At 61.5% G+C, this 23,361-nt stretch carries 16 protein-coding genes, 6 pseudogenes and 1 riboswitch; of the genes and pseudogenes, 15 read left to right on the top strand and 7 right to left on the bottom strand.

The genetic code is table 11. The annotated features are described in order from the left end of the window. Positions 1-102: 102 nt before the first annotated feature. Positions 103-966 carry an AraC family transcriptional regulator gene (locus OMP40_RS20475; RefSeq protein ID WP_277534122.1) on the top strand — a complete coding sequence of 288 codons (864 nt, stop codon included), beginning with the start codon at positions 103-105 and terminating at the stop codon, positions 964-966. Between the two features lie 104 nt (positions 967-1,070). Here OMP40_RS20475 and OMP40_RS20470 read toward each other — a convergent pair. Continuing rightward, a pseudogene (locus OMP40_RS20470) lies at positions 1,071-2,368 on the bottom strand (Gfo/Idh/MocA family protein). A 125-nt stretch (positions 2,369-2,493) separates the two neighbouring features. Between OMP40_RS20470 and OMP40_RS20465 the strand changes: the two are divergent. The 6 genes and pseudogenes from OMP40_RS20465 (at position 2,494) to OMP40_RS20440 (ending at position 9,367) form a co-directional block, all read left to right on the top strand. Next, entirely contained in the window at positions 2,494-3,360 is an 867-nt protein-coding gene (locus tag OMP40_RS20465; RefSeq protein ID WP_277534119.1) for an AraC family transcriptional regulator, read from the top strand. 139 nt (positions 3,361-3,499) lie between these two features. Further along, a pseudogene (locus tag OMP40_RS40265) lies at positions 3,500-3,757 on the top strand (hypothetical protein); the annotation flags it as partial. Between the two features lie 115 nt (positions 3,758-3,872). Further along, positions 3,873-6,929, top strand: a complete 3,057-nt coding sequence (locus OMP40_RS20455) for a response regulator (protein WP_277534115.1) — start codon at positions 3,873-3,875, stop codon at positions 6,927-6,929. Between the two features lie 24 nt (positions 6,930-6,953). Next, complete coding sequence (locus tag OMP40_RS20450; protein WP_277534114.1) at positions 6,954-7,292, top strand: response regulator; 339 nt, start codon at positions 6,954-6,956, stop codon at positions 7,290-7,292. Next, positions 7,237-8,091, top strand: a pseudogene (locus OMP40_RS40260) (sensor histidine kinase); the annotation flags it as partial. The gene OMP40_RS20450 and the pseudogene OMP40_RS40260, both read left to right, overlap by 56 nt. 328 nt (positions 8,092-8,419) lie before the next feature. Beyond that, positions 8,420-9,367 (top strand): Rpn family recombination-promoting nuclease/putative transposase, encoded by a 948-nt coding sequence (locus OMP40_RS20440; RefSeq protein WP_277534113.1) that lies wholly within the window; start codon positions 8,420-8,422, stop codon positions 9,365-9,367. A gap of 67 nt (positions 9,368-9,434) precedes the next feature. Here the strand turns inward: OMP40_RS20440 and OMP40_RS20435 are convergent, their stop codons facing one another. Next, a complete protein-coding gene (locus tag OMP40_RS20435) occupies positions 9,435-11,525 on the bottom strand; it encodes an S-layer homology domain-containing protein (RefSeq protein ID WP_277534111.1) in 2,091 nt (696 codons plus the stop codon). 195 nt (positions 11,526-11,720) lie between these two features. Further along, positions 11,721-11,909: riboswitch (cobalamin riboswitch) on the bottom strand. A gap of 245 nt (positions 11,910-12,154) precedes the next feature. On the opposite strand from OMP40_RS20435, the gene OMP40_RS20430 reads away from it, so the two are divergent. The 5 genes and pseudogenes from OMP40_RS20430 (at position 12,155) to OMP40_RS20410 (ending at position 15,870) form a co-directional block, all read left to right on the top strand. After that, complete coding sequence (locus OMP40_RS20430; RefSeq protein WP_277534109.1) at positions 12,155-13,015, top strand: SDR family oxidoreductase; 861 nt, start codon at positions 12,155-12,157, stop codon at positions 13,013-13,015. A 341-nt stretch (positions 13,016-13,356) separates the two neighbouring features. Next, a complete protein-coding gene (locus OMP40_RS20425) occupies positions 13,357-13,863 on the top strand; it encodes a hypothetical protein (RefSeq protein WP_277534916.1) in 507 nt (168 codons plus the stop codon). An 89-nt stretch (positions 13,864-13,952) separates the two neighbouring features. Continuing rightward, positions 13,953-14,821 (top strand): annotated as a pseudogene (locus OMP40_RS20420) (AraC family transcriptional regulator). Positions 14,822-14,999: 178 nt separating this feature from the next. Then, positions 15,000-15,287: pseudogene (locus OMP40_RS42025) on the top strand (Rpn family recombination-promoting nuclease/putative transposase); the annotation flags it as partial. Between the two features lie 79 nt (positions 15,288-15,366). Then, positions 15,367-15,870 carry an Rpn family recombination-promoting nuclease/putative transposase gene (locus tag OMP40_RS20410; protein WP_277534105.1) on the top strand — a complete coding sequence of 168 codons (504 nt, stop codon included), beginning with the start codon at positions 15,367-15,369 and terminating at the stop codon, positions 15,868-15,870. Between the two features lie 39 nt (positions 15,871-15,909). Here OMP40_RS20410 and rlmN read toward each other — a convergent pair. Both rlmN and OMP40_RS20400 read right to left on the bottom strand, forming a co-directional pair. After that, positions 15,910-16,979: pseudogene (gene rlmN, locus OMP40_RS20405) on the bottom strand (23S rRNA (adenine(2503)-C(2))-methyltransferase RlmN). A gap of 17 nt (positions 16,980-16,996) precedes the next feature. Continuing rightward, entirely contained in the window at positions 16,997-17,356 is a 360-nt protein-coding gene (locus OMP40_RS20400) for a winged helix-turn-helix transcriptional regulator (RefSeq protein ID WP_277534103.1), read from the bottom strand. A 143-nt stretch (positions 17,357-17,499) separates the two neighbouring features. On the opposite strand from OMP40_RS20400, the gene OMP40_RS20395 reads away from it, so the two are divergent. Continuing rightward, complete coding sequence (locus tag OMP40_RS20395) at positions 17,500-18,729, top strand: MFS transporter (protein ID WP_277534101.1); 1,230 nt, start codon at positions 17,500-17,502, stop codon at positions 18,727-18,729. Between the two features lie 30 nt (positions 18,730-18,759). Further along, positions 18,760-19,626 carry an aldo/keto reductase gene (locus OMP40_RS20390; RefSeq protein WP_277534099.1) on the top strand — a complete coding sequence of 289 codons (867 nt, stop codon included), beginning with the start codon at positions 18,760-18,762 and terminating at the stop codon, positions 19,624-19,626. 126 nt (positions 19,627-19,752) lie between these two features. Here the strand turns inward: OMP40_RS20390 and OMP40_RS20385 are convergent, their stop codons facing one another. The 3 genes from OMP40_RS20385 to OMP40_RS20375 all read right to left on the bottom strand — a co-directional run bounded on the left by OMP40_RS20385 (position 19,753) and on the right by OMP40_RS20375 (position 22,218). Then, positions 19,753-21,192, bottom strand: coding sequence for an HD-GYP domain-containing protein (locus OMP40_RS20385; protein ID WP_277534098.1), 1,440 nt, complete (start codon positions 21,190-21,192; stop codon positions 19,753-19,755). A gap of 185 nt (positions 21,193-21,377) precedes the next feature. Continuing rightward, positions 21,378-21,710, bottom strand: a complete 333-nt coding sequence (locus tag OMP40_RS20380; protein ID WP_277534097.1) for a methyl-accepting chemotaxis protein — start codon at positions 21,708-21,710, stop codon at positions 21,378-21,380. After that, the gene (locus OMP40_RS20375; protein ID WP_277534095.1) at positions 21,682-22,218 is read right to left on the bottom strand and encodes a PAS domain-containing protein; all 537 of its coding nucleotides are present in this window, start codon (positions 22,216-22,218) and stop codon (positions 21,682-21,684) included. The genes OMP40_RS20380 and OMP40_RS20375 overlap by 29 nt, the downstream gene beginning before the upstream one ends. A 185-nt stretch (positions 22,219-22,403) precedes the next feature. Between OMP40_RS20375 and OMP40_RS20370 the strand changes: the two genes are divergently transcribed. Beyond that, on the top strand, positions 22,404-23,339 hold the full coding sequence (locus tag OMP40_RS20370; protein WP_277534093.1) for a MerR family transcriptional regulator: 936 nt from the start codon (positions 22,404-22,406) through the stop codon (positions 23,337-23,339). Positions 23,340-23,361 lie beyond the last annotated feature (22 nt).

Here is a 23,361-nt window from a genome sequence, read left to right as displayed (position 1 = left end):
TGGAAGTCTCCGCGATTTTTGCTTATATTATAAAAAATCAACTTATTTTGTTCATTGACGAACGATCGAACGCAGCTTGACGCGGAAAGGGGCTAGACGGGGATGTACGACGAAACGGACGCTTTGACCTACGGCGACGAAGAATCGGACTTTTATTACCACCGCATCCGGCGCACCCGCCCCTTCGAGCGGACGAATCACTATCACCGCACGTACGAGATTTATTACCTCGTCTCCGGCGAACGGCTCTACTTTATCAAAGAAGAGACGCACCACGTCGCCGCCGGCTCGCTCGTTTTCATCGACAAGCAGCAGGTGCACAAATCGTCGATGAAGGACTCGCACGCGCACGAGCGCGTCGTCATCAACTTCAGCGACGCTTTTCTCGGCATGGAGCGGCTGCCGCACTACGAGGAGCTGTTCCGCGTGTTCCGCGACGGCTCGCGCGTATTCCGTCTGTCGCCGTACGAGCAGGCCGGCGTGCTCGCGCTGCTGAACCGGATGGGCGCCGAGATCGCGGGCCGCCAGCCGGGCTTCGAGACCGGGCTGCGCCTGCTCCTCGCGGAGCTGCTGCTGCTCGCTTCCCGGCTGCCCGAGCCGGGCGGCGAAGCCGGGCAGGCGACGGCGCATCCGCTTCACAGCAAGATCGCGGACGTCGTCAGGCACCTCAACGCCCGCTACTCGGACAATGTGACCTTGCCGGAGCTGGCCGCCCGCTTTTACATGAGCCCCTCCCATCTCAGCCGCACCTTCAAAGCGGTGACCGGCTTTACGCTGGTCGGCTACCTGAACCTGATCCGCATCCGGGAGGCGCAGGCGCTGCTTCGCGAGACGAACCGCAAGATCATCGACATCGCGGCGGCGTGCGGCTTCGAGAGCGTCACGCACTTCGAGCGCACGTTCAAAAAGACGGCCAGGCTGACCCCGATGCAGTACCGCAAGCTGCACGACCCATCGCACGGCTAGACCTGTCGGAAATCCGCTCTCACCCGCGCCCCGCCTTCGTCCCGCCATATGGCGAAGACGCCTCCCCGCATGACCGGAGAGGCGCTCCTTCAGCACGATCGCTTTTAATAAAACTTCACGAGCTCGTCGACCTTGACCGCCTGTCCCGTACGGATCGACTTGTTCGCCGCGATGCCCGTCAAAATGGAGCGCGCACCGTCGACGTGGTTCGCCGCGCGATGGAATTCGTCCTCCACCGGCACGCCGAAAATGTCGTTCAGCAGCACCGGGTCGCCGCCCCCGTGTCCGCCCTCTCCCATTTCGAATTCGGCTTTGTACGGCTCGCCGAACATCGGGAAGACGAGGATCGTGACGCCCTGCACCGCGCCCTCGAGCGCCTTGTCCCCGCCCGAATTCACGTACGACTGCTCGACGATCTTCATCTCGATGCGGCCCTTCGTGCCGTTGAACGCGATCTGGTAGCCTTCCCAGGGCAAGTAAGCGTTCAGCGAATAAGTGAGCTGCGCTTTGTTCTTGTACTTCACGAGCACGCTCATCGTGTCCTCGATCGAGATGCCGTCGCCGAACACGCTCTGGTCGCGCCGGTAGCCGTCCTCCGGCTCGGCGTCGAGGTACATCGCCTTCAGGTGCGGATTGTCGTCGAGCGTCAGGGCGAACGGATCGCCGGCGGCGTTGGGATTGCCCGTCGCGCGCTCGTAGAACTTGGTGATGCCGCGCTTCTCCGCGTTTTCCCGGCCGTAGAAGAGCAGGTCGCCCATCGCGAACACGGTGTCCGGCTGCGAGCCGATCCAGAAGTTCACCAGGTCGAAGTGATGCGTGGATTTGTGCACGAGCAGGCCCCCCGCTGTTGCGCTTGTCCCGGTGCCAGCGGCGGAAATAGTCCGCGCCGTGCTGCGTATTGAGCAGCCATTCGAAGTGGATCGACGTGACGTCGCCGATGACGCCGCTCGCGATCAGCTCGCGCGCCTTCGTATGGTGAGGCGCGTAGCGGTAGTTAAACGTGACGCGCACGCTCCGTCCGGTCCGCTCCACCGCGTCGAGGATCTCCTGGCACTTCTCCTCGTCGACCGTCATCGGCTTCTCGGTAATGACGTCGCAGCCGAGCTCAAGCGCGCGGATAATATACGTATGGTGCGTCCGGTCCACGCTCGTCACGATGACGGCATCCGGCTTTTCCGTCTCGATCATCCGGTCGAACTCGTCGCTCTTATAGGTGCGCGCCGCCGGATAGTCGTACTTTTCCGTCAGCAGCTTGTTCGCGTAGTCCATGCGGGTCTGATTGATGTCGCAGAAGGCGAGCAGCTCGCTCGTCTCGCGGTAAGACGTGGCGATCGCCGAATAAAAAAACTCCGCTCTCCCCCCCTGCGCCTACCTGTACGTATGTCTTTTTTTGCCATCGCATCCATCTCTCCTCGTCTTAAACATTCCGAATGAAGAAAATGTACCGCAAAATGTGCTTATTCGCTCCGCAATTTATGTTATTATTTTTGAAAACCCGCTTTTCTTGTCCTCTTGGAGGCGATTGGCTTGAACTTGAGCAGCACGCTTCGATACGGAGATCCGCACGATCCTTTTTACGTAGAATACAACCGGAGAAAAGGCCACTATTCGATGGTGTCCGACCACATGCACGGTCAGCACGAGCTTTATTACCTGCTAGGCGGCGAACGCTTCTATTTCATCAAAGACCGCGCGTATCAGGTTCAGCCCGGCGATCTTGTCATCGTCCCCGGAGACGAGGTGCACAAGACGAGCGATACCGGGGTGCCCAACCACGAGCGCGTCGTGCTCTACTATGACGAACGTTACTTCGCGCAGTTTAGCGAGTCGGAGGCCGATCTGCTGCGCTCGCCGTTCCGCGGGACCCGTCGCCTGCTGAGGCTGGACGCGCCAGAGCGCCTGCGGGTCGAACAGCTGCTGTACGGCATGCTGCGCGAGATTCAGCATCGCGAGCCCGGCCGCGATCTGCCGATCCGCCACGCGGCCGCCGAGCTGCTGCTGTTCGCGGCCCGGCATGCGCGCGGCGCGGAGGCCGAAGCCGAAGCCGAGGCGTCGCCGTCGCCTACCGCGGCCAAGATGACCGAGGTCGCGCGGCATATCGCCGCGAATTTTCGCGAACCAATCACGCTGGACGAGCTGGGCGGCCGCTTCTATCTTAGCCCCAGCTATCTGAGCCGCACCTTCAAAAAGTGCACCGGCTTCGGCATCGCCGAATACGTCGGCATCACGCGGGTCAAGGAAGCGCAGCGCCTGCTCCGGGAGACGGACGCGCGCATCACCGAGGTTTCGGAAGAAGCGGGCTTCGATAATTTTTCCCACTTCGAGAAGGTGTTCAAAGCCTTTACCCGCATGACGCCCCGAAGCTACAGGGCCCAGTTCCGGCGTCGCGGATGAACGGGCTGGCGAAGGCAGGCAGCTCTATTCCTATCTTTCTGCAAGAAAGCTATAATTAATCGAAGACAGCGGCATACAAAGCATCAGACATCAGCCTGAACATCCATTGAACGATCATCCAGGCGCAAAGGCGGTCTTTATGAATATCACACAAAAAATTTGGGGCCTCGGCCTTGCGTTTCTGCTGCTCCTCGGAGGCCTGACGGCGATCGCCTCCGTCTATACGCACGGACCGATGCTGGCGCTCTCGATCGCGCTCGGCGCGCTCGGCCTTGCCGCCGGCGCCTACCTGATCGCCACCGTGCACCGCAGCATCTTCACGGGCATGCGGCGCATCTCCCGGATCGTCGACGATATGGCCGCGGGCAGAGCGGACGTTTCCGCGCACGACGATTCGGCGGACGACGAGTTCGGCCAGCTCGCGCGCCGCTTCCGGGAACTGGCCGTCTCGCTGCACCGCAAGACGGAGCAAGAGCGGCAAGCTGCGCGAAGACGCCGAAAACGAGATTTGGGTGAACGCCAACGTCTCCGAAATGGCCATCCTGCTTCAGGGCTCCGTGCAGGTGCAGGAAGCCTCCCGCATTTTCATGGGCAAGCTGGCCGGCGCGCTCGGCGCAAGCTGCGGGGCTTTGTACGTAAGACGCGACGCCGCGCTTCACTTCGCGGCGGGCTATGCGTACGACGATGCCGCTCAAAATCGCAAGCCCATCCCGCTCGGCGTCGGCCTGGTCGGACAGGTCGCGCTCGACAAGCAGCCGGTCGTCATGCGCGATCTGCCGGCGGACTACGTCAAGATCAGCTCGGGGCTTGGCGAGACGCCCCCCTCTTATCTGACGCTCGTGCCGATCCTTTACGAAAACGAAACCGTCGGCGTCGTCGAGCTGGCTTCCCTGCATGCGTTTTCCCAGCGCGAGCGGCAGTTGATCGACCGGGTGTCCGCGAACATGGGCATCCTGTTCAACACGCTCGCCGACATCGCGCGGATCGACGAGCTGCTGCGTCATACTCAACAGCAGAAGGAAGAACTCGAGACGCAGACGGAAGAGCTGCAGTCGCAGACCGAGGAGCTGTCCGCGCAGACCGAAGAGCTTCGCGCGCAGACCGAAGAGCTCGATGCGCAGGCCAGACAGATCAGCGAAGCCAACGAGACGCTTCGCACGGAAGTGCTGCTCACCTCGCGCCAGAAGGAAGAAATCGAGCAGCAAGCCGAGTCGCTCGCGCGGCAAAAGGAGGAGATCGAGCAGCAAGCGAATTCGCTCGCCGACCAGGCGGAGGAGCTCCGGGTGCAGGCGGACGATCTGCGCGCCTCCAACGAGCAGTTGCAGACGGAGATGACGCTTACCTCTCGGCAAAAAGAGGAGATCCAACAGCAGGCCGAAGAAATTATCAGGGCTGCCCAGTACAAGTCCGAATTTCTCGCCAACGTTTCCCACGAGCTGCGCACGCCGCTCAACAGCCTGCTGATCCTTTCGCAGATTCTCGCGGAGAACCGGGCCGGCAACCTTCAGCCCAAGCAGCTCGAATACGTCCATACGATCTTCTCGGCGGGCCGGGACCTGCTTCGCCTGATCGACGAGATTCTCGACCTGGCCAAGCTGGAGGCCGGCAAAATGACGGCCGTCTTCGAGACGGTCCAGGTCCAGGACGTCGTCGATCACGCTTACCGCACGTTCGATCAGGTCGCCCGCGGCAAAGGCGTCGAGCTTCGCATCCGTCTGGATTCCAGACTCCCTGCCTCCTTGCGGACCGACGGCCATCGGCTGCAGCAGATTTTGGCGAATCTGCTTTCGAACGCCTTCAAGTTCACGGAGAAGGGCGAGGTCTCGCTCACGGTCGGTCGAAGCGATGCGCATCCGGAAGGCATCTTCTTCGAGGTAAGGGATACCGGCATCGGCATCTCCAAAGAAAAGCTCGAAGGCATCTTCGAGGCGTTCCAGCAGGCGGACGGCACGACCAGCCGCAAATACGGCGGCACGGGGCTGGGCCTCAGCATCTGCCGCCAGCTCGCCTCGCTCTTGGGAGGACGAATCGAAGTCTCTTCGGAGCCCGGCAAAGGCAGCGTCTTCACCCTCCTCCTGTCCGAAACGGCAGAAACGGGGGCCTTCGCTCCCGAAGCGGAGCAGCCCTTCGAGCCGAAGGCTTCTGCTGCCGCTTCCGCCCAAGAGGAAGCTGCAGCCCCGACGCCGCGGCCCGAGACTGCGGCTACGGCACCTCCGGAACCTGCGCGGGAATCGGCATTCCCGCGAACGGAACCCGTCGCGTTCAAGACTTCTCAGCGTCCCGGCGCCGACATGGCCGATTTTTACGAATCGTTCGTGCCCGACATCTCGATCTCCAATCCGAAGCTGCTTCTGCAAGCCGTGATGGACGACGACCGGAACGACCTCCAGCCGGGAGACACGACGCTGCTCATCATCGAGGAGGAGGCATCGTTCGCGGCCATCTTGCTCGAGCTTGCGCGCAAGCGCGGCTTCAAGGCGATCGTCTCGCTGCAGGGCGACCAGGGGCTCGCGCTCGCCCACGCCTACAAGCCGGACGCGATCATCGTCGACGCGGACCTGCCCGTCCTCAACGGCTGGGCGATCATCAGCAGGCTTAAGAGCCGGCCCGAGCTGCGCCACATCCCCGTGCACGTCGTGTCCACGGCCGACGACAGCAAGCAGGGGCTGTCGATGGGCGCGCTGGACTTCTGGAAAAAGCCGACGGACCGCTCGGAGCTTGAGGCCGCGTTCCTCCGGATCGAATCGTACATTCGGCGTCCGGTCAAAAACCTGCTGATCGTCGAAGACAATGACGCGCTGCGTGCCAGCCTCGTCGCTTTTATCGCGCACCCCGACGTAAACGTGACCGCTGCCGCCTCGGGCAAGGAGGCGCTCGATCAACTGAACGCCCAGCACTTCGACTGCATGGTGCTCGATCTCGGCCTCGCCGATATCTCGGGCTTCGAGCTGCTGGAGCAGGTCAAGACGAACCGCAAGCTGCAGACGCTGCCGGTCATCATCTATACGGGCCGCGACCTGAGCAAGGAGGAAGAGCAGCGGCTGCGCCACTACGCGGAAAGCATCGTGCTCAAAAACGTCCAGTCGATGGAGCGTCTCTACGACGAGACCGCGCTGTACTTGCACCGCAAGCATGCCGACCTGCCGCCGGACAAGCAGCTTCTCATCGAGAAGCTGCATAATCCGGAAGCCGCCTTCGAGGGCAAGCAGATTCTGCTCGTGGACGACGACATGCGCAACATCTATGCGCTCTCCAGCGTGCTGGAGGGCTACAATATGGAGATCAGCTTCGCGCAAAACGGCAAGGAAGCGCTGCAGCACCTGAGCGTCCATCCCGGCGTCGACCTCGTATTCATGGATATCATGATGCCCGAAATGGACGGCTACGAGACGATGCGGCGCATCCGCCAGATGCCGCAGTTCGAGAACCTGGTCATCATCGCCCTGACGGCCAGAGCGATGGAGGGCGACCGCGTGAAGTGCCTGCGCGCCGGCGCGTCCGATTACATCGCCAAGCCGATCAACACGACCCAGCTCGTCACGCTGCTCAAAGCATGGCTCATCAAGTAGACCGCCGGAAGGAATGATTGCTGCATGGGACCTGACGTTCACATCCTTCTTGTCGACGACCGGCCGGACGAGTTTTTGTCCGCGCAAGCGATTTTGGCCGACTCTCCCTACACGCTCGTGTCCGCTTCATCGGGTGCGGAAGCGCTCAAGTGCTTGCTCAAAAACGACTTCGCCCTCATCATCATGGACGTGCTGATGCCGGACATGGACGGCTTCGAGACGGCGCGCCGCATCAAAACGCGTAAAAAAATCGCAGGATATCCCGATTATTTTCCTCACTTCGCTAACGTCCGAGCTGGACAACTATATGCAGGCCTATTCGTCGGGCGCGATCGACTTCATGACCAAACCCGTCCATCCTGAGGTGCTGAAAAGCAAAATCGACGGTTTCGTGCGACTCTATCTGACGCGGCTCGAGCTCGAGCGGCAGACCAACGAATTGGCCGCCAAAACGCAGGAGCTCGAGGCGAAGACGCAGGAGCTGGAAGCCAAAACGATCGAGCTCGAGTCCCAGGCGCGGCAGATGGAGGAAGCGAACCGCGAGCTGACGAAGATGAAGGAAACGGCGGAGACCGCCTCCCGGATCAAGTCGGGCTTTCTCGCGACGATGAGTCATGAGCTGCGCACGCCGCTGAACGGCATCATCGCGATGTCGGAGCTTCTCATGGAGTCGGAGCTTCCGCCGGCGGACCGCGACATGGTCGATATCATCCGGACGAGCGGCAACGCGCTTCTTTCGATTATCAGCCACATTCTCGACTTTTCCAAGATCGAGTCCGGCAAAATGGATCTGGAGCTCTCTCCGTTCAATCTGGAGAGCTGCATGAAGGAGACGGCGGACCTGTTCATCGCGATGCTTCGCGAAAAGGGGTTGACGCTGACGACCGAGATCGACCCCGCGATCCCGTCGCTGCTGTTCGGAGACCCCAACCGGCTTCGCCAGGTGCTCAACAACCTGATCGGCAATGCCGTCAAGTTCACGTCCGCAGGAGGCGTGCGCGTATATGCCCGGCTGCTGCGCAGACAGTGCGTCGAGCTGGAGCTTGAGTTTACCGTGGAGGATACCGGGCCGGGCATCCCGGAAGGGCAGTACCACAGGCTGTTCCAGCCTTTCTCCCAGCTCGAAGGAATGCAAGGCGGCAAAACCGGCGGCACGGGCCTCGGTCTGTCGATCTGCAAGACGCTGGTGGAGCTGATGGGCGGCCGGATCTACGTCAAAAAAGGATGTAGCCCGAGGCGCGATATTCGTATTTACGATCAAGGCGACCGCCGTCGAGACGGAATAAGCGGGCTCGGCAGCTCGCGCGCCCTTGACAATGCAGACGGTCTAGTCGAAGATGATCATAGGTTCATTCAAGGCGCGAAGCACGCGCCCTGCGTCGATCCGCGCTTATGCGCGGGACGGCGAAGGGCGCGTTTTTTTTGCGTTCAAGGACGCGCGGCGCCGTTCGGCGAATGGCGCGATTATGATATACTGGAGGCAAAAAGCAATGAAGAAACGGTTGAATCCGAAGAACGACTACCTGTTCAAGCGGTTGTTCGGCGAGGCCGACAGCAAGCCGCTGCTGATCGGGCTGCTGAATGCGGTCCTTCGCAGAGACGAAAGGGACGCGATCGCGGACCTCGTCGTGCTGGACGGCAAGCTGCTCACCAAGCGTCTCGTCGAAGACAAGGAAGGCGTGCTCGATATTCGCTGCGAGACGGCGAACCGGGAGCAGATCAACGTCGAGATGCAGGTCGGACGTTATCGGCATATGGAAAAGCGAAGCCTGTTTTATATGGGCCGGCTCCTCGCCGATTCGATTCGAGAAGGCGAGGATTACGGTCAGCTCAAGAAAACGATCTGCATCAACATGCTGGATTTTTCCTTCCTGCCCCTCGAGGGATTTCATCGCTCGTTTCATTTGTACGAGGATGCCGAACGGCGGTTCAGGCTGACGGACCTGATCGAGCTGCACTTTATCGAGTTTCCGAAGTTTCGCTCGGCGCCCTATGCCGTTGCGGACCCGCTGCACCGCTGGCTTAGGTTTCTGGACGAACGCACGACCCACGAACAATTGGAGGAGCTGATCGCCATGGATCCGACGATTCGAACGGCCGAAGAACGGCTGAGTCATCTCAGCGAGGACGATATGACCCGCATGCTGTACGAAGCAAGGGAAAAGGCGAATCGCGACCGAATCAGCTTTTTGAAGGACGCGCGGGAGCAGGGGCTGGAGGAAGGCAGGGAGTTGGGCATTGCGCAGGGCAAGGAGTTGGGCATTGCGCAAGGCAAGGAGTTGGGCATTGCGCAAGGCAGAGAACTAGGCATTGCACAAGGCAGAGTAGCCGTCGCGCGAAATCTGCTGAAAGCCGGCACCGACATCGCCGTCGTCAGCCAGCTGGCGGAGCTGCCCCTCGAACAGGTGCGGCTTCTAGCCGCACATCTGGAAGAATAGGCGAAACAGCAAATAGACGGACCGGCAATCGCCGGAGCCGTCTATTTTTGTTGGGTCTATGCTGCGGTTATTTCGAGATCAGTCCTTGCTTCAGCAGGTTCGACGCGATGACCGCCGCCATCTCGCGGGTGACCTTGGCCTTCGGATCGAACGCCGTGCCGGAGGTTCCCTTCAGCAGTCCCTTATCGTAGACAGCGCGGACCGACGCGAGCGCATAACCGGAGATCTGCCCTTGGTCGGAGAACGCGGTCTTCGATCCCGAACCGTCGAGCTTGAAGGCGCGGGCCAGCACGACCGCCAGATCCTGGCGGGAGATCGCGTCGTTCGGCTTGAACGATGTCGCCGTCACGCCGCCGATCAGTCCTTTGGACTTTGCCGTCATGACCGCATCGAAGTACCAGACGCCCGGCGCGACGTCAGCGAACGTCTGCTTGGCGCCCGAAGCCGGCGTCTCGCCGAGCAGGCGCAGGATCAGCGCCGCGAACTGCACGCGGGTCAGCTGCTGCTTCGGCGCGAACTTCAGCTCCGTCGCGCTAACGCCCTGAAGCCAGCCTGCCGCATAAGCTTCGCCCACCGCTTCGCTTGCCCAGGAAGAAATATCCGCCGCGTCGGCGAACGAATCGCCGCCAGCCTGTCCTGCGCCCACGGCTACCGTGCCGGCGTACTTAAGCACCAGCGGCGCGGCGCCATCGCGGTATCCCGTTACGGTGTATGCGAGTTCGCCGCCGGACAGTCCTTTAAAGGTTGCCGTGCCGTTCGCGTCGGTCTTCGCCGTCTGGCCGCCGATGGAGACTTGTACGCCTGCAGCCGGTCCGGTCACTTCCTTAAAGCTGCTGTCGTAATAGGTGTACTGCACGTTCACTGCCGTAGCGCCGCCCGCCGCGGCCTTTGCCGTGACCGACTTCACGAGGCCGCTATCAGCCCCGGACAGATACAGGTACAACTCGTCTCCCGCTTGAAGACGGAACTTCTCAAGCGAAGTGTCGATCGTCGCATAGGCGCCGCCCCGCTTGACCGCATACAGCCAGTAGACGCTCTGGTCGCCCTTGGCGTCGCCGATCGCGGACAGGAACTTGCCGTACTGCGGATCGTCCGTATAGCCGAGCTTCAGCTTGTTGCGATCGGCCATCTCAACCAACGCGTCCCACGCGTACACCGCCTGCGTAGCGCTAAGCGCCGCGAGCGGGCCGTTCAGCCCTTCGATGGCGACGCCGGTCGCGACCCATTGGCTGGCGGCGTTCACGTAGACCGAACGATGCGAAGCGGAGAACAGCTGGTACGCAGCCAGCGCCCGCAGCGCCTGCTCGGTGGCGAACGCCTTGTCCGACGCGGCGTCGGACAGCTGGTGCTTAAAGCCGCCGTCCGTATTTTTGAACGCCAGCAAGCGCTGGACCAGGTTCGATCCGCCCTTGGCGAACTTCGCGTCCGCCGGATCGATGCCGTAGGCGGCGAGGCCGACGATCGTCTGCGCGATCGCCTCGCTGTTGTCGTCGGCGAGGTTGGCGGACAGCCAAGCGACGGCCTTGTCGGCAGCTGCCGCTACCTCGGGGCGATCCTTGTACTTGCCGAGCGCGCTAAGCGCCATGCCGTACAAGTCTGGGACGGTAGAGCCGTCGATGCCGGAGACGATCGCCGCGGTCAGGTCGCCGCGCGTCCACGCGGTGCCGGCAGGCAGCTCGTAGTTGCCCGAATCGAGCGCGAGCAGCACGAAAATGTCGGCGTAAACGTTGGCGAAGGACGGATAGCTCGTCAGCTTCGCGATCAGGTCGTGGCCGCCGATGCTGCGCGCGTCGAGGCCGGTCGCATTCGCGACCAACGCGTAGCGCGCAAGCGCCGTCGGATCCGGCGATGCCTTGGCCCATTCGGTCTCTACGCCGGCGGCAAGCTTCGCCGCATAGTCGGCGGGTACAGCTTGGCCTGCGCGCGCGAAGCTGAAGGCCAGCCAGTCCGAGGAGACGCCGCCGTTCGCGTTGACGTAGCCGATCGCGGCTTGGATATCCGCCTGGACATTGACGGAAGCGACCGCGGCTGTCGTCGTGGCGCCGGCGCTCTCCGCATAGCTCTTGCCCGCGGGCAGCGCAGCCGACAGTCCGGCGAACGCCAGCGATACAGACAGCGCGAGCGAAGCCAGCGATTTGAAACGTTTGAAGCCCAACATGAGTCATACCCCTTTTCCGAAAAAAAATAATGAGTCCTCTTGACCCGCGCCGCGTAATCCGTACCGCATCAAAAAAAACCACTCCGCATGGGAGTGGTTCAAGATCGCAGCAAGACGCTGCGCCGCAGACTCGTCCGCCCGAAGAGCGGCATAGCTGGCACAGCCGGTCCCGCCGCTCACTCCGCGAAGCGGACGGGATACAGTCGGACCAAGGCAGGTCTCCTGGCTCTGCTTCATCGCGGCTCCGGCGCCTTCCCATTCGGCTGAACAGTGGCATCGCTCGGATCGCTCGGCATATACAGTGGCGGGACCGCGCCGGACTCTCACCGGACTTCCCTATTAAGCGGCATGGCAGCATGCGCGCGCCTGGTACGAGGATATGCAGTTATGCCCTAATGATAGCGGGTCGTCCGAGCTTTGTCTATGAAAAGGGTCACGAACCGTCGGGAAATCCGCTTCCGTACGCAGCCCCGCCCGAAAAGCCTATAAATGCCTGGCCGGAGTCTTGACTCGCGACCTCGTTGTAGCTATTATGGTTACAACGGATGCCAGATGCTGACGCATTCCCCATCTTCGTGCGCCCAGGCGTCGAGGTCATCGAATAAGAATTCCCAGGAGGTTGATTTTCTATGAAAATACTAGTGACCGGCGCAACGGGCCATTTCGGCTCCATTGTCGTAAAGACGCTGCTCGACCGCGTGCCCGCGGAGCGGATCGCCGTCAGCGTTCGCGACCCGCAAAAGGCGGCGGCATTGGCCGAGCGCGGCGTGGACGTTCGGCGCGGCGACTTCGACGATCCGGCTTCGCTTGAGCAAGCTTTTGCCGGCGTCGATCGACTGTTGATCGTATCGACCGACGGAGATACGCAAACCCGTATTCGCCAGCACGCGAACGCCGTTAAAGCGGCCCGCAACGCAGGCGTCGGCTTCATCGCCTATACCAGCGCCCCGAACGCTCAAGAGAGCGAGCTGTTCCTGGCGGAAGTGCACCGCGAAACGGAAAATGCCATTCGCGCGACGGGTATCCCGTTTGCCTTTTTGCGAAACAACTGGTACATCGAAAACGAAGCCGGCGCGATCCAGGGCATCGTCGCGGGCGCTCCGCTCGTCACGTCCGCCGGGGACGGCAAAGTCGGCTGGGCTCCGCGCAGCGACTATGCGGAGGCGGCCGCAGCCGTGCTTGCCGGCGCCGGACACGACAACAAGATTTACGAGCTAGGCGGTCCGTTGCGGTCGTACGCGGATCTGGCTAGCGTGGCATCCGAAGCGCTCGGACGCGCAGTTCCCGTGCAGCAGGTGGACGACGACGCTTATGCGGTCATTATGAAGAGCGCCGGCGTGCCGGAGTTCGCCCTGCCGATCGTCGTCGCGATCCAGCAGGCGATTCGCGCAGGCACGCTCGCCGTGGAGAGCGGCGATCTGGAGCAGCTGCTCGGTCGGCCCGTGACACCGCTGGTTCAAGCCGTGTCCGCGCTAACGGCGGCAAAATAAAAAAAGAACGGCCGTCAACGGGGTTGCTTCTCCGTTTTCGGCCGTTTTCGTTTTGTCAAAGCCGCCATGCCTTATGGAGAATCGACTCCGCTTCTTCAAGGACACGGTAAGATTACTGTCGAACGACTGTCTCACACCTGTCTCTCACCGTGGACAGCGGACAGACTCTCTGACCCACGTGAGCTCCGCGCCTGCTCGCATCTTCTACCACAACGTCCGGTCCGGCGCCTCCGTCTGCAGTCTGATTCTGAGCTATGCGCGAGTTGGACGACAGGGTCGCGCTCAAAGTGATAAGCTATAAGCAACCAAGCTTTGCTTATAAGGAGCGATCACTTATGAAAATCCATCGCGGCACGCTGCTCGGACCCCTCCTGCTTCTGGCCGGCCTCTTTTTGCTGTTCCGCGGCGATCTGCATTTGGGCACAGGCTCGATTTTCGCGTATTTCTGGCCAACGCTGTTCGTGCTCCCGCTCGGTATTTTTTTCCACTGGCTCTACTTCTCGGTGCTCGGCGGCAAAGGCGTCGGCGTGCTCGTCCCCGGCGGCGTACTGCTCACGGTGTACGGCGTCTGCCAGATCGCCATGCTGCTGGACAACTGGTCGATGATGTGGCCCGGCTTTATTCTCGCCCCTGCCGTCGGCCTGTTCGAACTGTACTGGTTCGGGGGCCGGAACAAGTGGCTGCTCATCCCGATCAACATTTTGACTTTCCTTTCACTTCTCTTCTTCGCCATCTTCTCGATCGGCTACGTGCTCTCGAAGCTGACGGGCGGCTCCTCCATTCTGGCCATCCTGCTGATCGGAGCTGGCGCGCTCGCCCTGATGTCCCGCAGGCGGGAATCGGTCTGACCGGCAAGCCGGGGCTGTTCGCGAAGAGCACGCCAAGACAGGCGAATCCGGCATGCGGATGATAGAGTGGAGTCAGAGAGGGGATGCGCATGGAGTGGCTTGAGCGAATGCGGCACGCGCTGGACCGGATGGAACGGATGGTGGAGGAGCCCTTCGACATGGCGGAGATCGCGCATGCGGCGTGCACCTCGCCCTATCATTTCCAACGGATGTTCCACATGCTGACGGGCATGACGGTCGCGGAATACATGCGCAAGCGCAAGCTGACGCTGGCGGCTCAGGAGCTCGCGATGGGCGCGGCCAAAGTGCTGGACGTGTCGCTGAAGTACGGCTACGACTCGCCGGAGTCGTTTGCGAAGGCATTCCGCAAAGCGCATGGCATCGCGCCATCGGAGGCCAAGGCCCAAGGCGCCTCGCTTAAGGCCTACCCGCGTATTTCCTTCCACCTGTCGTTGAAGGGAGACAAGGAAATGGATTATCGGATCGTCAAAAAAAGAAGCGTTCAAGGTCCTCGGCAAAATGATCCGGGTCGGCACCGAGAACGGGGAGAACACCCGGAGAATTCCCGCTTATTGGGGAGAATGCGCGGCCGACGGCACGCTCGCCAGATTAGCGGCTCTATCCCCCGGCAACCCGCTGCTCGGCATCTGCTCGATGCCGCCCGGCGAAGAACTGCTCACCTACTTGGTCGCGGTGGCGTGCGACGCGGAGGCGGAGACGCCGGAAGGCTTGCGTCTCGTGGACGGTGCCTCAGGCCACCTGGGCGGTATTCACCTCTGTCGGCCCCGTGACGCCTTCGATTCAGCGGTTATGGGAACGCATCTATAGCGAATGGTTCCCGTCCTGCGGCTACGAGCATGCCCCTGCACCGGAGCTGGAGGTGTACCTGGAGGGAGACACGAACGGGGAGGATTACCGCTGCGAGGTATGGATTCCCGTCATCGCGAGTCAGGCGTAGCACCCTCGGATTGACAAACCCTCCCGCGCGAGCGAAGATGGATTCAAGCAAGGCAAGCGGACGCGAAGCACGCGCCGCCGTTAACCCCGATTTTGCGGGTTTAACGGACGGCGCGTGCTTTTTTTTGCTTCCTCCATGCGCGCAAAAGGCTATGGTATACTGAGGGGAGAACGGGAACTTGAAGAAGCGATTGAATCCGAAAAACGATTATTTGTTCAAACGGCTGTTCGGAGAAGCCGACAGCAAGCCGCTGCTGATCGGGCTGCTGAACGCGATCCTGCTGCGGACCGACCATGCTGCGATCGCCGACCTGACCATCCTGGACGGCAAGCTGCTCACCAAACGGCTGATTGAAGACAAAGAAGGCGTGCTCGATATCCGATGCGAGACCGCAGACCGGGAGCAGATCAACGTCGAAATGCAGGTCGGGCGTTACCGGCACATGGAAAAGCGCAGCTTGTTTTACATGGGTCGCTTGCTCGCCGACTCCATCCGCGAAGGCGAGGATTACAGCCAGCTCAAAAAAGACGATCTGCATCAACATATTGGACTATTCCTTTCTGCCGCTCGAGCACTTCCATCACTCGTTTCAGCTTTACGCGGACAACGCCAGACAATATCGGCTTACCGATTTGATTGCGCTGCATTTTATCGAATGTCCCAAGTTTCGAGCCGGGCCGTATCGTCCCGATGACCCGCTGCATCGCTGGCTGCGGTTTTTGGACGAACGGACGACCGCAGATCAATTGGAGGAGTTGATCGAGATGGATCCGACGATACGCCATGCCGAAGAGCGTCTTGCTCACCTCAGCGAAGACGACATGACCAGAATGCTGTATGAAGCCCGGGAAAAAGCGCAGCGGGATCGGATCAGCTTCTTGAAGGACGCTTGGGAGGAAGGCCGGGAGACAGGATGGGAATCCGGACAGGAGTCGGCCAAAGCGGAAATCGCGCTTCATATGCTGCAGGAGGGGATGGACCTCCGTACGATCGCCAGGCTTACCGGACTGTCCCCGCAGCGCGTTCGGCAGCTTGCGGAACCCAAATAAGAAGAAAGGGGCCGTTCAACGCGGCCCCTTCGCTTTTTTTTAATTCGCCGCCGCGATTTGCTTGCTCCGCAGCTGCCCGCAGGCCGCATCGATGTCTGCGCCGTGCTCCAGCCGCACGCTGACGCTCACGCCGCGCTTTTTTGAGCGCGTCGTAGAAGCCCCTCACCGCCTCCTGCTCGCTGCGTTGGTACTGGCTGTGCTCGTCCACCGGGTTGTACGGGATCAGGTTCACGTTCACCTGGCTCCGCCGCACCTCGCCGATCAGACCGGCCAGCTCCTCGGCGTGCTCCCTGCGATCGTTCACGTCCCGCAGCAGAATATATTCCAGCGTGAGCCGCCGGTTCGTCCGCGCCAGATAATAATCGATCGCGTCCATCAGCTTCGCGATCGGAATGGCGCGGTTGATCTTCATGATGCTCGTGCGCAGCTCGTCGTTCGGCGCGTGAAGCGACACGGCCAGGTTCGTCTGCAGATCCGAGTCCGCGAACTCCCGCAGCTTGTTCGCCAGTCCGCTCGTGGACACGGTGATGTGACGCGGACCGATCGCCAGCCCCTTGTGATCCTTCATGACGCGGATGAAATCCGCCATGTTGTCGTAGTTGTCGAACGGCTCGCCGATGCCCATCACGACGATGTGGCTGACGCGCTCGCCGTCGCCGGCCTCGTCGAGATGCGCTTGAACCAACATGATCTGCTCCGCGATCTCGCCGGCGGACAGATCCCGGCTTTTGGCGAGCAGGCCGCTCGCGCAGAAGCTGCAGCCGATGTTGCAGCCGACCTGCGTCGTCACGCAGACGGACAGGCCGAACTTGTGCCGCATCAGCACCGTCTCGATGAGATTGCCGTCGGCCAGCCGGAACAAAAACTTCACGGTCCCGTCGGCGGACTGCTGCTTGACGTGCTCCGTCATGGTGCGCAGCGCGAACCCGTCATCGAGCAACGCAGCCAAGGCGGGCTCGAGCGCCGGCGTCGTCTCCCCCAAAGCTCGCAACCCGGCTTCTATACAGCTGCTCCCATACCCGGTCGGCGCGGGACTTCTTGAATCCGCGTTCGGCCAGCCAGGCGGCGAGCTTGTCGTACGGCAAGCCGTAGATCGATGGCTTGTTCATGATCAGTTACCTCTCTCCTAGCGGTTCAGCACGTTGTCTTCGAGCACCGCGTATTTGTCCCCGTATTCCTTGACGATATGCTGCTCGCCCCAATTGCACAAGGCATCCAAAATCGACTTCAGGCTCCAGCCGTAGGCGCTGAGCTCGTACTCGACGCGCGGAGGCACTTCGTTATATACGATCCGGTTGACGATGCCGTCGTCTTCGAGCTCGCGCAGCTGCTGCGTGAGCATCTTCTGCGTAATCGCGGGCATCAGGCGCTTGAGCTCGCTCGTGCGCTTCTTGCCGTGCGTCAGATGACACAGGATAACGCACTTCCACTTGCCGCCGATGACTTCGAGCGTCGCTTCTACGGAGATGTTGTATTTTTTGTCCATTGCGATCGATCTCCTTCCGCATGCCGCCACAGGTACTTTTTTAGTACCTATGTCACTTAAAAGTACGTACTGTCCTTTCGGACGACATTCATCCATAATAGCATTCACCGGCCGGGATATCTACTACGGGAGTGATGCTCCATATGACGCTAAACGCCAAGAAAAGCACCGCCGCGCTGCTCGCGCTCGCGGTCAGCGCATTCGCCATCGGCACGACCGAATTCATCAGCGTGGGGCTGCTGCCCTTAATCGCGGACGATCTTCATATAACCGAATCCATGGCGGGCCTGACGGTCACGCTATACGCGCTGGGCGTCATGGCGGGCGCGCCGATCCTGACCTCGCTCGCCGCCGGCGTGCCGCGCAAGACGCTGCTCCTCTGGATCATGACCGTCTTTATCGCGGGCAACATCCTTGCCTCCGCTTCCGGCGGCGTCGTCCTGCTGCTCGTCGCCCGCGTCCTTTCCGCCTTTGCGCACGGCGTCTTCATGTCCGTCGGCTCGACGATCGCGGCGGATCTCGTGCCGCGGGATCGCAGAGCCAGCGCGATCTCCACGATGTTCTCGGGCCTGACGATCGCGACCGTCACCGGCGTTCCCCTCGGCACGCTGCTTGGGCAGCATCTCGGCTGGCGTGCCGCCTTCGCGGCCATCGCGGCCGTCGGCATCGCGGCCTTCGCCGCCAACCTCGCCCTCGTTCCCTCGGGACTGCGCGGCGCCGCCCGGACGAAGCTGCGCGATCAGCTTCCGCTGCTGGGCAATCGCCGGCTGCTGCTCGCCTTTTCAATCACGGCGCTCGGCTACGGCGGAACCTTCGTCGTCTTCACTTATTTGTCCCCGCTTCTGCGGGATATAACCGGATTCGGCGAGTCGTCCATCGCCTTGATCCTGCTCTTCTACGGCATCGCCATCGCGGCCGGCAACGTCGTCGGCGGCAAAGCCGCCAACAAGCGCCCCGTGCCGGCGCTGCTCGTCATGTTCGCGCTGCAGGCCGTCGTCCTGCTGGCCCTGAACTTCGCAGCGCCTTACCGCGCGGCCGGTCTTGCGGCCGTTCTCCTCATGGGCTTGCTCGCCTTTATGAACGTGCCCGGGCTTCAGCTCTATGTCGTGATGCTGGCCGAGCGGCACGCCAAACATGCCGTCGACTTCGCTTCTTCGCTCAACATCGCGGCGTTTAACGCGGGTATCGCCATCGGCGCCTTTCTCGGCGGCATCGTCGTGGAGCGGCTCGGCGTCGCGCATACGCCGTGGGTCGGCGCCCTCATGGTCGCCGCCGCCGTGCTGCTCACGGCGGCAAGCCTGCGCCTCGAAAACGCGGAAGCCCGCGGGAACAACGATTCGCGAGCGCCGGCCGCTCCGGTCTCGACGAACTGAAAATTTTGCTAAGGGGGGAATCATTAAATCATGACCGCGCATACGGAACTTCAACATCTTCAAAATCTTCAAAGCACATTCCCGCTTGCCAACGGCTCCCGCATGCCCTGGCTCGGCCTCGGCGTATTTAAGGTGCCGGAAGGCGACGCAGCGGCAAGTGCCGTCAAGGAAGCGATCCGCCAGGGCTACCGCAGCATCGATACGGCAGCGATCTACGACAACGAGACGAGCGTCGGCGCAGGCATTCGGGAGGCGCTCGCCGAGACGGGCATTGCCCGCGAAGCGTTGTTCGTGACGTCGAAGGCGTGGAACGCGGACCTAGGCTACGAGGAGACGCTGGCCGCTTACGAGACGAGCCTGCGCAAGCTGGAACTCGATTACCTTGACCTTTACCTCATCCACTGGCCTGTCGCGGGGAAATACAAAGACGCTTGGCACGCGCTCGAAAAGCTGTATGCGGACGGCCGCGTGAAGGCGATCGGCGTCAGCAACTTCCACGTCCATCATCTCGAGGACCTCTTGCAAACCGCGAGCGTCGCGCCGATGGTCGATCAAGTCGAGCTGCATCCGCGGCTGCAGCAGCCCGAGCTGCGGGCTTACGCGGCCGGGCGCGGCATTCGCATCCAAGCTTGGTCGCCGCTCATGCAAGGCGGGCTGCTGGACGATCCGACGCTGACCGGGATTGCGCAAAGACATGGCAAGTCCGTCGCGCAGATTATTCTGCGCTGGGACCTCGAGCTTGGCGTGGCGACGATTCCCAAATCGACCCGCGCGCATCGAATCGCGGAAAACGCCGATGTCTTCGGCTTCTCGCTGACCGAGGAGGATCATCGCCTGATCGCCGCGATGGACCGCGGCGAGCGTGTCGGCCCCGATCCCGACGACTTTGACTTCTAAGCCCATAATCCAACGGCGCCGCGTCCCTTCCGGGAGCGGCGCCGTTCTCGTCTTGCCGGAGGCTCCGGCGGCTGCTTATATACGCTTCTCGCTTCTCGCTTTGCGCGCCCGATCGCCGTTCGGCGGTCAAGCGAGCGCCGAACGGCCAAGTCCCCGCTCCCACAGCGCCGAGCCTTCCCGGGTCATCTCCGGATCGGCCTGGCAAGCCCGCTCCCACGCCTCCACGCAAGCGGGCTCGAAGTGCGTCCCTTTGCTCGCGTTCAGAATGGCCATCGCGTCATCGTGCGACATCGCCCGCCGGTAAGCCCTGTTGCTCGTCAGCGCGTCGTATACGTCCGCGACCGCCACGATTCGGGCCATCCGCGGAATTTCTTCGCCGGCCAGCCGATCGGGGTAGCCTTCGCCATTCCACTTTTCGTGATGCGACCGGATGATGCCCAGCTCGTCCTCCATAAACCCGAGATTTCTGCACATCTCGTACCCTCTCACCGGATGCTCCTCGATGATCGCCCGCTCCTCCGACGTCAGCCGCCCCGGCTTGTTCAGCACCGCGTCGGGCGTCTCGATCTTGCCGACGTCGTGCACGATCGTGCCGCCGACGAGCGCGCGCAGCTGCTCCGGACCCAGCTGGAGCTGCTCCGCGATCTTGAGCGCGTACAGCGTGACGCGGAAGTTGTGGCCCGCCGTGTACGGGTCCTTGCTCTCCGTGGCGAGCATGAGCGCGCGGACGCTCGGCTGCAGCGCGTTCGTGATGCGCTCGACCGGGTCGGTCGTGAACAGCCCTTTGATGGCGCCTGCGAGCGAACGCTTGGAGGCGTACTGCCGGTAGAGTCCTGCCAGCACGACCAGCATCGCCGCCAGCAGCAGGAAGTGGTACAGCCACCAGCTGCCGCGCCATACGTCGCCTTGGGTCATGATGAGCTGGGCGGCGATCAGCCAGGCCGCGGCGTAGACGATCGCCAGCTCCAATGGAAACCGCGAGTATAGATACGACCGGTAATACCGGTAGCCCGTGACGATATTGACGGCGATGACGAACAACGTCGCCGAGCTGTTCAACGGATGGACGTCAAGACGGATGAATCCGACGATGTCCGGATGCAGCAGGCCGATCAGGCCGGCTAGCGACAGCAGCGCGGTCCAGAGCGGGAGCAGATAACGCTCGCGGCAGGATAAAAAGCGGATGAAAGGGTGATCGGAGCGCCAGGAGGACAGCCAAAGCCAGACGGTGGCGAAGATGACGCTGAGCGGAGCGCTGATCTTCGGCAACGCCGTGACGCCCAGCAGAAGATTCGGCGTGGACAGTCCGTGCACCATGAAAAGGACGGACAGCGAGATGAAGGATAACGCGAGAAAGCTGACTTTGATGTTGCGCACGCGCCGGCCGGCGACGGCAACGAACAAGGCCACGACGAGCGCGAGCAGCGCGACGGAGCTGACGATGTAAAAGTGCGCGCCCGGCAGCACGAATAAACCGTCCCACGCGGGATTTCTACTTAATATGACGAACGCGGCATACGGAAGAATCGAGGCGGCGAGCGGTCCAAGCAGCGAGCGTGCGTTCATCGGTTTATTTCTCCGTTTCTCCGATCTGGGACATAAGACCTGTCTCTCTCCATCTTAAATCACGAAGTTCAAAATGAAAATACTAGAATAAACGCATTGCGCATTAAAGTCCGCCGGGCGTACCGGAAGACTCGTCCAGCCGTCGCGCCGCATCCTCGATCCGCCGAAAGGCCTCGACCGCGTCCTCAAGCCTGCGCAAGCTTTCCCCCGCCGAAGACTGCGCTCTTTTTTGTTCCGGTGCCGATCTCCGCGATCCGGGCCGCGATCCCCTCGACCTCGCCGTTCGCGAGCTTGGCGGCTTCCTGGACCTGACCCGCCAGCTTGCGGACCTCCGAGGCGACGACCTCGAAGCTCCGTCCGAACTCTCCCGCCCGGGCCGCCTCGAGCGCCGCGTTCAGCGACAGCAGCTGCGTCTGCGCCGCCACCTCCCGGATGGCGCGCACGATGCCGCGGATCGAGACGGCTTGACGTTCCAACTGGCCCAGCCGTTCAAGATTGTCGAGCGAATCCGCCCGCATTTTGTGGATGGCGGCTTCGATCTCCCCCGCTTTTCCATACGCCCTCTCCCGCCCGATCGGACAGCTCCTGCGCCATGCGCTTCAGCTCCGCGGCCTGCCGGATCTCCGCCTGCTCGCGGGACGTGATATCCGTCGCCACTTTGACTACGGCTTCGAAATTCCCGTCCGCTCCCCGCACCGGCATATACGTCGCCTCCAGCCAGAGCAGGCTGCCGTTTTTGGCGACGCGCTGGATTTTTTGCTGAAAGGACTTGCCGTCCCGCAGGTTGGACCAAAATTCGCGATACGCCTCGCTGGCCGCGAACGCCGGCGTGCAAAATCGGCTGTGCTTTATTCCCCGGATTTCCGTCTCGCTGTATCCGAGCGCATCGGCGAAATTGCGGTTGGCCCGCAATACAGTCCCTTCCATATCGAATACGACCATCGCCAATGATCGCTCCATCGCTTCAAGCACGGCCTGCGCATGCAACGATTGCAATTGATCCTCGCCATACGTCCGCTCTGCCATCCTGTTTCAACCGTCCTTTATCGCCAATTTTATGTATATGTTTTGTATAGATTTTACTCTATTATTGTACATAATCTATACAAACAAATCAACAAATCGATCTTTAATATACCGGCATCTTTATTTTCCGGCTATAATCAAAGAAGTTTTGTATCATTTATGTATAATGTTGGCGGAGGTACGCCATGTACAGCATTCAGAAGGTTTCGGAGATGCTCGGCATTCCCGGCGTTACGCTTCGCGCCTGGGAAGCGCGCCACCGCATCGTTCATCCGCTCCGGAGCGCCGGCGGACATCGCCTTTACAGCGAAGAGGATGTCGCCGTGCTGAGACGGGTCAAGCTGATGATGGAAGAACAGGGCATGAAGATCGGAGAGATCGCGCACCTGCTGAAACGAGAAAGAGCCGCCGAGAAGACGGCCCCCTATCCGGCGGCGGTCCTCCCTCCCGTTTCAAACGCGTCCGAGCCGCAGGGGTCGGTCCGGATCGATGCGCATATCGCGGATCGCCTGTATCCTGCGCTGGTCTCCTTCAATACGGAAGAAGCCAATCAGGCCATCGATCTCGCGATGTCCTTGTACGGCTATGAAAATACGTTCCATCGCATTCTCGCGCCGCTGCTCGTCCGGATCGGCAACGACTGGGAGTCGGGGAATCTGGCCGTGGCCCAGGAGCATTTCGCCTCGCAGCTTATTCTGCAGCGGTTCATGCAGGTGTTCCGGTCGCTGCCCGTCGACCCGAGCATGCCGAGCGCGGTCGCTTTCTGCCCGCCGGGCGAGCACCACCAGCTCGGATTGCTTCTCTTCAGTCTCTATCTGCGCAAGCGCGGCGTCGACGTCATTTATCTGGGTCCGGATACGCCTTATGAAGGGCTTGACCGGATCATCGAAATGAAGGACGTGCGGGCGGCCGCGATATCCGTCACCGATCCGGCGCATATCTTAGCGCTCTCCGATTGGTTGGACCGGACGACCGGTCAATATCCGGGTTTTCACGTCCTGCTCGGCGGCCCGGGATTCGGTCCGCAAGGCGCCGACAGAAGACAGTGGGACCGCGTCAGCTACGAGGATCGCGTCGACTGGGAAGCGTGGTGCCTCGCCGTTTTCGCGACTAGGCAATAAGGCCCAACCGCGCTTGAACTTT

It is taken from the genome of Cohnella rhizosphaerae, from assembly GCF_029525575.1.
Taxonomy (GTDB): Bacteria; Bacillota; Bacilli; order Paenibacillales; family Paenibacillaceae; genus Cohnella; species Cohnella rhizosphaerae.
Note: the sequence above shows the minus strand (reverse complement) of the source record. Positions and strands in the feature narration are given on the sequence as shown.

Excerpts from the sequence above, each read along its gene's own strand:
- OMP40_RS20475 (WP_277534122.1), top strand. The coding sequence starts at position 103 with ATGTACGACGAAACGGACGCTTTGACCTACGGCGACGAAGAATCGGAC.
- OMP40_RS20450 (WP_277534114.1), top strand. The coding sequence starts at position 6,954 with ATGGGACCTGACGTTCACATCCTTCTTGTCGACGACCGGCCGGACGAG.
- OMP40_RS20440 (WP_277534113.1), top strand. The coding sequence starts at position 8,420 with ATGAAGAAACGGTTGAATCCGAAGAACGACTACCTGTTCAAGCGGTTG.
- OMP40_RS20435 (WP_277534111.1), bottom strand. The coding sequence starts at position 11,525 with ATGTTGGGCTTCAAACGTTTCAAATCGCTGGCTTCGCTCGCGCTGTCT.
- OMP40_RS20430 (WP_277534109.1), top strand. The coding sequence starts at position 12,155 with ATGAAAATACTAGTGACCGGCGCAACGGGCCATTTCGGCTCCATTGTC.
- OMP40_RS20400 (WP_277534103.1), bottom strand. The coding sequence starts at position 17,356 with ATGGACAAAAAATACAACATCTCCGTAGAAGCGACGCTCGAAGTCATC.
- OMP40_RS20395 (WP_277534101.1), top strand. The coding sequence starts at position 17,500 with ATGACGCTAAACGCCAAGAAAAGCACCGCCGCGCTGCTCGCGCTCGCG.
- OMP40_RS20390 (WP_277534099.1), top strand. The coding sequence starts at position 18,760 with ATGACCGCGCATACGGAACTTCAACATCTTCAAAATCTTCAAAGCACA.
- OMP40_RS20385 (WP_277534098.1), bottom strand. The coding sequence starts at position 21,192 with ATGAACGCACGCTCGCTGCTTGGACCGCTCGCCGCCTCGATTCTTCCG.
- OMP40_RS20380 (WP_277534097.1), bottom strand. The coding sequence starts at position 21,710 with ATGCGGGCGGATTCGCTCGACAATCTTGAACGGCTGGGCCAGTTGGAA.
- OMP40_RS20375 (WP_277534095.1), bottom strand. The coding sequence starts at position 22,218 with ATGGCAGAGCGGACGTATGGCGAGGATCAATTGCAATCGTTGCATGCG.
- OMP40_RS20370 (WP_277534093.1), top strand. The coding sequence starts at position 22,404 with ATGTACAGCATTCAGAAGGTTTCGGAGATGCTCGGCATTCCCGGCGTT.